The 8,582-nt window shown below is 64.6% G+C and carries 4 protein-coding genes and 4 pseudogenes; 6 read left to right on the forward strand and 2 right to left on the reverse strand.

Annotated elements, in window-relative coordinates:
* Positions 1–62: 62 nt before the first annotated feature.
* From proC to ACFQJB_RS13090, 5 genes and pseudogenes are all read left to right on the forward strand, one after another.
* Positions 63–812: a pyrroline-5-carboxylate reductase gene (gene proC / locus ACFQJB_RS13070; protein WP_379727896.1), complete on the forward strand. Its 750-nt coding sequence runs from the start codon at positions 63–65 to the stop codon at positions 810–812.
* Positions 805–1,700: pseudogene (proB, locus tag ACFQJB_RS13075) on the forward strand (glutamate 5-kinase). Before proC ends, proB begins: the two are co-directional and overlap by 8 nt.
* Entirely contained in the window at positions 1,693–3,066 is a 1,374-nt protein-coding gene (locus ACFQJB_RS13080; RefSeq protein WP_379722564.1) for a glutamate-5-semialdehyde dehydrogenase, read from the forward strand. Before proB ends, ACFQJB_RS13080 begins: the two are co-directional and overlap by 8 nt.
* Positions 3,067–3,136: 70 nt before the next feature.
* A complete protein-coding gene (locus ACFQJB_RS13085; protein WP_379722567.1) occupies positions 3,137–3,655 on the forward strand; it encodes a DUF7342 family protein in 519 nt (172 codons plus the stop codon).
* Positions 3,652–4,086, forward strand: coding sequence for a hypothetical protein (locus ACFQJB_RS13090; RefSeq protein ID WP_379722570.1), 435 nt, complete (start codon positions 3,652–3,654; stop codon positions 4,084–4,086). The genes ACFQJB_RS13085 and ACFQJB_RS13090 overlap by 4 nt, the downstream gene beginning before the upstream one ends.
* Before the next feature lie 10 nt (positions 4,087–4,096).
* Here the strand turns inward: ACFQJB_RS13090 and ACFQJB_RS13095 are convergent.
* Positions 4,097–5,139 (reverse strand): annotated as a pseudogene (locus ACFQJB_RS13095) (TrmB family transcriptional regulator).
* A gap of 123 nt (positions 5,140–5,262) precedes the next feature.
* A pseudogene (locus tag ACFQJB_RS13100) lies at positions 5,263–7,490 on the reverse strand (alpha-amylase family glycosyl hydrolase).
* A 104-nt stretch (positions 7,491–7,594) separates the two neighbouring features.
* On the opposite strand from ACFQJB_RS13100, the pseudogene ACFQJB_RS13105 reads away from it, so the two are divergent.
* A pseudogene (locus ACFQJB_RS13105) lies at positions 7,595–8,582 on the forward strand (glucan 1,4-alpha-glucosidase); the annotation flags it as partial.

Below are 8,582 nucleotides of genomic sequence, written 5' to 3' on the forward strand. Positions count from 1 at the left end.
CAAAATCAAAGTGCCTATGGTCGTCTCGCTCGCTTGCCCAGACATGACTCACCTGAGCGTTGTTGGCTGCGGCAACATGGGGTGCCCTCCTGCAGGGCCTCGCCGAAAGCGGCGATCACACCCTTGTCGGCTGCGATATCGACCCCGACGCCCGCGCGTCAGTCGCCGACTACTGTGAGACGACCGACGACCTCGCGGTCGCCGCCGAGGCCGACTACGTCGTGTTGGCGGTCAAACCCGACTCGGTCGGCGACCTCCTGCCGGCCCTCGATCTCGACGCCGAGCAGACTCTGATTTCGATTGCAGCCGGCGTCTCCATCGACTACCTCGCCGATCTCACCGACGCGCAGATCGTCCGGCTGATGCCGAATCTCAACGCCGAAACCCGGAACATGGCCGCCGCGGTCACCGGCGCGGTCGACGATACGGTACGCGAGCTCCTTGAGGAGGTCGGCGAATACGCCGAGATCCAGGAGTCAGAAATGGATATCGCCACCGCGCTCAACGGCAGTGGCCCCGCCTTCGTCTTCTACCTTATCGGCGCGATGGCTGACGCCGGCGTCGACAGCGGCCTTGAGGCCGAGCAGGCCGAGACGCTGGCCGCCCAGACGTTCAAGGGCGCGGCCGAAACCGTCCTCCAGTCCGACCAATCGATCGACGAGCTGATCGACGCCGTCTGCTCAGAGGGCGGGACGACCATCGAGGGAATGGAACTCCTGTGGGACAGCGATGTTGAGGAGGACGTGGCTTCGGCCGTCCACGCCGCCGAGGATCGCTCCCGGGAGATGGCCGCCGAGTTTGCCGATGAGTGACGCTCCTGACGCTGGCGATGTCGACCCCGACGCCGCCGCTGGCGACGCCGACGGCGATGCGACCACGCTTGACGCTGACGCCGTGACCGCCGCCCGCCAGCAGGCGGCCGCGGCCGACCGCGTCGTCGTCAAAGCCGGCACCAACTCCCTGACCGACGACGAATCAAATCTCTCGCTGTCGAAGCTCCACAAACTCGTCGACGACATCACCGATCTCCGCGAGCGCGGCAAGCAGGTCGTCCTCGTTTCCTCGGGGGCTGTCGGGGCCGGGATCGGCCGGATCGGCTATGAAAGCGACACCATCGAGGAATCCCAGGCGCTCTCGACGATCGGCCAGAGTCAGCTGATGACCGCCTACAGCGAGAGCTTCGCCCGCTACGACACCAAGGTCGCCCAGATCCTCCTTACCCAACACGATCTCGACAACCCGGATCGCTTCACCAACATTCGCAACACGATCGAGACACTGCTGGAGTGGGATGTAGTGCCGATCATCAACGAAAACGACGCCATCGCCACCGAGGAGCTCCGGATCGGCGACAACGACCGCCTCTCGTCGTCAGTCGCCATTGGCATCGAGGGCGACCTGCTGGTGACGCTGACCGACGTGGGCGGCGTCTACACCGGCAACCCAAAAACCGACGCCGACGCCGAACTGATCGACGCTGTCGGCGCAAACTACGACCAGGTACAGACCATCGTCGACGAGAGCTCGACCGGCGGGTTCGGTGGTATCCAGACGAAAGTTGAGGGGCTCGCCGCGTCAGCGAACACGGCACCCCGGCGGTCATCGCGGCTTCGACCGAGCCCGATGTGTTGGCGCAGATCGCCGATGGTGAAACCGTAGGAACGATATTTCTCCCGATCAACGGTGTTGACAATGAGTGATACCGACGCGACCGGCGACGCCGCCGGAGCGACCGACCAAGCCATCGACGCGAAAGTTGACGCCGCCGAGTCCGCCGCGCTCGATCTCGCCAACGTCGACGACGCCGACCGACAGGCCGCACTGCACGCCATCGCCGACGCTATCGACGACAACCGCGAAGCCATCCAATCGGCCAACGCCGAGGATGTCGAGGCTGCCGAGGAGCTGCTCGAAGCCGGCGAGTACACCCAGGCACTCGTCGACCGTCTCAAACTCTCGGATGCAAAACTCGACAGCATCGTCGAGATGGTTCGTAGTGTCGCCGGCCAGGACGACCCCCTCGGGGAGACGATTGTCGCCCGCGAACTCGACGCAGATCTCGAACTCTACAAGCTCGCCGTCCCGATCGGCGTTGTCGGCACCGTTTTCGAGTCCCGGCCCGACGCCCTCGTTCAGATCGCCGCCCTCGCGCTGAAATCCGGCAATAGCGTGATGCTCAAAGGTGGCAGCGAGGCCAGCGAATCCAACCGCGTCCTCTTCGAGTTGATCCGTGAGGCGACCGCCGACCACGACGCGATCCCCGACGGCTGGGCGCAACTCGTCGAGGCCCGCGCCGACGTGACCGCAATGTTGGAGATGGACGAGTCGATCGACCTGCTGATGCCACGCGGGAGTTCCTCATTCGTCGAGTACGTTCAGGACAACACCTCGATCCCCGTTCTCGGCCATACTGAGGGGATCTGCCACATCTTCGTCGACCGTGAGGCCGATCTCGATATGGCCACTGAGGTCGCTTTCGACGCCAAGGTGCAGTACCCCGCAGTCTGCAACGCGGTTGAAACGCTGCTCGTCCACGAGTCGGTCGCCGAGGAGTACCTTCCGCAGATCGTCAAACGCTACGCCGCAGCCGACGTTGAGGTTCGCGGCGACGAGCGCACACGGGAGATCGTCGATGTCGCCGCAGCCAGCGAGGCTGACTGGTCGACCGAGTACGGCGACCTGATCGTCTCTGTGAAGGTCGTTGACTCACTCGATGCCGCGCTCGATCACATCACCGAGTACGGCTCGAAACACACCGAGTCGATCATCACCGCCGATGCTGACCGCGCTGGCCGATTCATGCGAAGTCTCGATTCGGCGAGCGTCTTCCACAACGCCTCGACCCGTTTTTCCGACGGCTACCGGTTCGGCCTCGGCGCGGAGGTCGGCATCTCGACCGGCAAGATCCACGCCCGCGGCCCGGTCGGGCTGGAAGGCTTGACGACCTACAAATACCACCTCGAAGGCGACGGCCACCTCGTGGCGACCTACGCCGGCGACGACCCTCGCCCGTTCACCCACGAGGAGTTCGACGGCGAGTGGGTGCCCGGCGAGCTGTCGCGGTAGGATGCGACGCGGTGTCGAAATAATCCCAGCGCGGCAAAGATATTTCTGAGTTGCCGGCCACGTATCCTGTATGAGCGACGCTGAGCGACCCGGCTGGACGGAGTCGGTGTCGGCCGCCGACCGTGTCCGGTCGGTGGCGACGACACTGAGCGAGCCGCGAACCGCCAACTGGATCGCGGGCGAAGCCGAGGTCGCCCACGAGACGGCCCGCAAGTACCTCGACCAACTGGTCGCCGACGGGAAAGTCGAAACGAGCGAGGCCGGCGGCAAGACGGTCTATCGGCCCGATCCGGTCGGCCAGTATCTCTCCGAGATGCACCGCCTCTATGCCGACCACACCGCCGACGAGTTGGCCGACCGCCTGACCGAGATCACCGACCAACTCCACCGGTGGCAGGATGCGTACGATATCGAGACACCGAACGAACTCCGCGCAGCGATCGGCGAGACGACCGATGCGGCGACAGCCGATGAGTACCGCCGCGTTGCGACCGAGTGGGAGCAGCTCCAGTACCGCCAATCGCTCGTCGAAGACACGCTCCGACTCTACGACCGCTTTGCCGACGATGCGTCGCCCGCGCCAGTATGACACCGCCGGGATCGCCCAATCCAGCGGTCTACCGCGAGCTCCGCGATGTGCTCCGCCGACAGCCCGAGATTACCGAGACGTGGTACGCACCGGACGCGGTACAGCGTCGGTATCTCGTCGGGTCGGTCGCGCCCGCCCGAGTCGAGTCACCGACCGGGCCTGACGCGCCGCAGATTGCGGTGCGGTGGCTGTCTACACGAGATGAGTTCCGGATCGACTACACCGACCCGAACACCGGGTTTCACTGTGGCTGGCACCGCGACGACGACCATCCCGGTCTCGGCGCGACGCATTTTCAGTACAAACATCCCGAAGACGAGGAGCCGACCTACGAGGAAGCCGACTTTGCGGCGACGACGCCGCCGAAACTCCTGTGGGCATGTCTCGACGACCTGTTTTCCGTCCGGTTGCCGCAGCTAACAACCGAGTAGCAGAGGTACGTCACGCTTTGCGGAGCGTCACCTGTTCGGCTTCGATATCCTCGATAAACGCACCCTCGCCGCCGACCGTGTAGGTCTCGCCGTCGGCATCGATGGTCAGACTCGCTTCGATCGGGAATTGGCTGTTCGCCGGCTCGATGAGCCCCTGTGTCACGCCGACGATCCGACACTCCAGATCAACCGGCTCGTTTGTCTCCGTCCACCGGCCTTCGATCCGGGCGGCCAGCGGTGTTTCGGTGCGACACCAGAGTGTCGCCTCGACGACGGCGATTCGGAAGTTCGTCTCCGTCAGTGGGAGGCTGGTCGGCTCGGTGACCGCGACCTCGGTGCCGACCGGCCAGTAGTTGCCGAAAAAGGAGCCGACGATCACCGGGCCGAGTTGAGGATGGGAGAAAACGATCGCCTGCGTGTCGCTGTGGGTCGAGGTCAGCATCTCCGCGGGGGCGACCAGCCCGACCCGGTCGTCGGCGGTCACCATCGCTGGCATCGGCTCCCCCAAATTCGGGTAATACTCGCCACCCCACAGCAGTCTTCGGGTGGTTCGTCGGTTTCGGTGATCAACAGCGTCACCAACACGCCGCGGTCGACGGCGGCTCTGAGTTCGTCGGCGACGTCCGAGAGCCGCCCGATCGGAATCGACAGGGTGAGTTCCGACTCGCTGTCGGCGATGAGCCCCTGAATCCGTTTGAGCACGGTTTCCCGGCTTTTGACGACCTCGAACTGGTCGGTGGCGGGCTCGGCTCGCGTATAGCGCGCTTCGAGGGCGGGTTTGATCGCCTCGGCGTCGGTGACCAGCTGGTTGACGACCGTCTCGGGCGGGCGCGCTCGGATGCGCGTCGGGACGACGTGATCGTTGACCTCGACGAAGCCGCGATCCGCGAGCGCCTCGCTGACGCTGTAGACGTAGCGTTTGGAGACGCCGGCGACATCGGCGATCGTACTCGCCTTCGCCTCGCCGTGGGCCAGAAGGGTGAGGTAGGTGTCGACCTCCTTTTCAGAGAAGCCGAACCGCCGAAGATGTGCCCGGAGGGTGGCGTCGTCCATACCGGTAGTGGCGGCGGCTCCTGCTTAACAGTCCGTGGCTGGTACGGTCGTCGAATCCGGCCGACAGCCGTTCACGTTGCTGGCGGCCGGCAGCCGTTCACGCTGCGACCGGCCGGCAGCCGCTCACGCTGTGGTTGGCCGACAGACGACCACGTCGTCAACGACAACGTAGTTGCCGTTTCCATCGTCACGCGGATCATGGCGCTTCCGCAGTGGCTTCCCGGTTCGAAGATCAGTGTCGCCGACGGCGGTCGGCAGACTGACCGTCGCCGGAATCTCACCGAAGTTGAGCACGACGAGTAGCCGCTGGTCGCCGTTGTCGCGGGTGAAGGCGACGACGTGCTGTGGCTCGTCGGTGATTCGCAGGCTGTCGGCATCGCTGTCAGCTTTCGTTGTGTCGCTGTCATCGCCAGCACGGTCATCCCCGTCTTCACCCGTGCTGTCGACTGCATCCGGGGTCGGCTCCGTCGTCATCGGGTCGGTCGTGGTGACGACGCCGACTGAGATGGGGTCGATCCGCCCGTCGTTCAACACCGGATACTCGTCTCGCAGCCGCGACAGCGATCGATGGAACTCGGTTAGTTCTGTGTCGCCGTCGTGCCATTTCATCGGGCCGCGATCGGCGGTCATGCCACGTTCTTGGCCGTAGTAGATCAGGGGCGCGCCTGGGAGAGTGAACGTCGCTGCCGCTGCCGCTCGTAGGGCTGGCTCGCCGCACTCACCGAGATACCGGCTTTCGTCGTGGTTTTCGACGTATCGGAGGTGAACTGACGACTCGGGAAACCCCTGCCAGCGTACCGTCTCAAGGGCGTCAAAGATCGCTCGGGCTGGCTGCTTGTCGTTTCCGATCGCCCGCAGCGTTTCGTGGAGGGTGCTGTCGTAATGCATCGTAAACTCGGCCTCGTGGGCCTGTGGATCGTGGGGGATCGTCTCATCGAGCATGAGGAAGTCGGCGGGAACCCGCTCGGCGACCTCCTTCCAGAAGCCATGGGGGACACCCCACGCAATATCACACCGAAAGCCATCGACGAGGTCGACCCACTCGTCGACGACATCGAGCATCCACTCTCGCACCGCCAGTGAGCCATAGTTGAGATTGGGGATCCGCGACCAGTTGAAGTAAAACTCCGGGCTCCCGTCGCCGGCCCAGGCGATGTCGGTGCTGTCGTCGTCGCGGGGCACCCGCACGTAGCGATCGTCGTAGCCGTCGACGCCGGCCGAGTGGAGTTGAAACGCGGGATGGTCGCGGGAGGTGTGATTGATCACGAGATCAAACACGACTCGAATCCCGGCCTCGTGGCAGCGATCGACCAGTGATTCGAAGTCGGCACGGCTCCCCAGATCTGCCGCCGTGCTGAAGTAGTCGGTGATGTGGTAGCCGTGGTCGGTCGGGCTGCGAGGATCGGCGTCAGCCACAGCATGTCGACGCCGAGCGATTCGAGATACTCGATCCGGCGTTCGATCTCGGCGAACGTCGTCTGTGGCGTTTCGCCGGCAAACGACCGTACGAAGATCTCATACACGGTCGGCGATTCGGCCCACGCTGGCGGCTCGGTTGGGGATCGGATCTTGAACTCACCGCCCGCGGTGCGTTGCACGTCGACTGTGTCGGCGATCGAGTGTCGCTCGCCGACGGCGACCGCATGCACCCGGAGCCGGTCGTCGATGGCGTCGGCGGCAACGCGACAGGTTCGCCCATCGGTTTCGACGGCCGAATCCGAGATCGAATCGCGGTCGTCGACGACGAATCGCACTTCCAACTCCTCGTCGCTAACTTCGCTGTCGGGGGCGGCTGCTGGGTCGGCGGTGACGACGACCTGACCGTTTTCGGCGTCGACGCTCGCCGACAGCGCACAGCGTGGTCGCCCCGGCCCGGGGACGGTCACCGAGTCGTGGATTTGTCGACCGAAATCGTCGTCGAGACAGAAGCCGTAATGGTGGGTGCCGGGCGGCAACTCGACTTCGAGCACAAAGCGGTCGTCGGCGCGTCGCGGTCGGTTGGCACCGACGCGGTGGTCGTTGAACGGGCCGACGACGGAGACGCGATCGATCGTCGCCGGCTCGACCGGCAGGTCGGCAAACGGCAGCGTCAACGCCATCTTGCTGCGGGCGTGCGGAAACGCCAGCACGCGTTGGCTGTGCGTCCCGTTCGGGCCCGCGAGTTCAAACCGGTAGGTGCCAGGCTGGTCTGGCGTGACAGTAACGACCGGCTCGTCGCCGACGGTCACCCGACTCTCAGCCGGGGCGTCGATCAGTTGCCACGCGTAGTCAGCCGTGCGGTCGGGGTTCCAGGGGGCCAACTCGACGGCCTCGCCGACGGCGGTAAATCGCGGTGGCCCGATATCGTCCATATGACAGCTCAGGGGGCCGAATCGTCTTGATTGTTGTCGTTTCAAAAAACGTGTGAACAACAAATACACCAAGAATTAATACGGGTGACCGCCTGAGAGTAGGTATGCAACTCCGTGACGCACTTGACGACTACAAGCGGTCGTCAGGTGACAGCACGCTCTTTGCCGGCGAGCGGCGGACGCTCTCCGGGCGGTTTTCCGGCGGTGACGGCCGGCTGGTACACATCGACGAGGGCGTGATCCGTGACTTTGGCTACCCGCTGTCAGGGCTGACCGGGCTGGAACGCTCCCGGTTCGGCCTCAGCCTCGGCGACGAGAAGTTCTGGTTCGACGAGGATGCCACCTCAACACAGACGTACTACGAGGACACCGGCCTCGTCAAAACCGTTCATGAGACGCCGATCGGCGAGGTGACCGAACTCGATCTGACGATCGGCAACGCCCACCTCACCCACTTCGAGACGGTCGCCGAACACGCCGAGATCATCGCCTACGTCTCGCTGGCTCCCGATGGCCGCCACAGCCGCCTCGGACAGCTTCACCACGAAGACGTGATCGAGGTCTACCACGAGACCGAACACGACTTTCTCGGGAGCGCGACGGGCTTCGCCGGCATCCGCGGCCAGATCCCCGCCTCCTTCGACGATTTGATCTCCGAGGAGCCAACCGAATACCCACGACCCCCACACGACGGCCGCTACGCTGAGGATCGCCTCAGCGGCGACTTGGTCTGTTGGCTCCCGCTGGATCACGGCAGCACGACGCTCATCACGCTGTTGACCGACTGGGAAGAGACCGACCGCGCTGACGCCCTCGCGCAGATGGAAACGTTTCGCACCGAGTACACCGATCGGGCAGCCTTCGAGGAGGCGGCTGCGGCGACGGCCCCGCTCGACGACACCGACGACCTTCCGCTGGATGAGTCGATATCGGCCGACGTGCGCGTGCTCTCGCTGCTGACGGGGACGACCGGCCTCCGGATGGCTGGTCCGGACTTTGATCCGTACTATCGCCATTCAGGTGGCTACGGTTACACCTGGTTCCGCGACGACGCCGAGATCTCGCTGTTCGTCCTTGAGTCTGACCAGCATT

The sequence above is a fragment of the Halonotius sp. GCM10025705 genome, from assembly GCF_042662885.1.
Lineage (GTDB): Archaea > Halobacteriota > Halobacteria > Halobacteriales > Haloferacaceae > Halonotius > Halonotius aquaticus.

Excerpts from the sequence above, each read along its gene's own strand:
- ACFQJB_RS13080 (WP_379722564.1), top strand. The coding sequence starts at position 1,693 with ATGAGTGATACCGACGCGACCGGCGACGCCGCCGGAGCGACCGACCAA.
- ACFQJB_RS13085 (WP_379722567.1), top strand. The coding sequence starts at position 3,137 with ATGAGCGACGCTGAGCGACCCGGCTGGACGGAGTCGGTGTCGGCCGCC.
- ACFQJB_RS13090 (WP_379722570.1), top strand. The coding sequence starts at position 3,652 with ATGACACCGCCGGGATCGCCCAATCCAGCGGTCTACCGCGAGCTCCGC.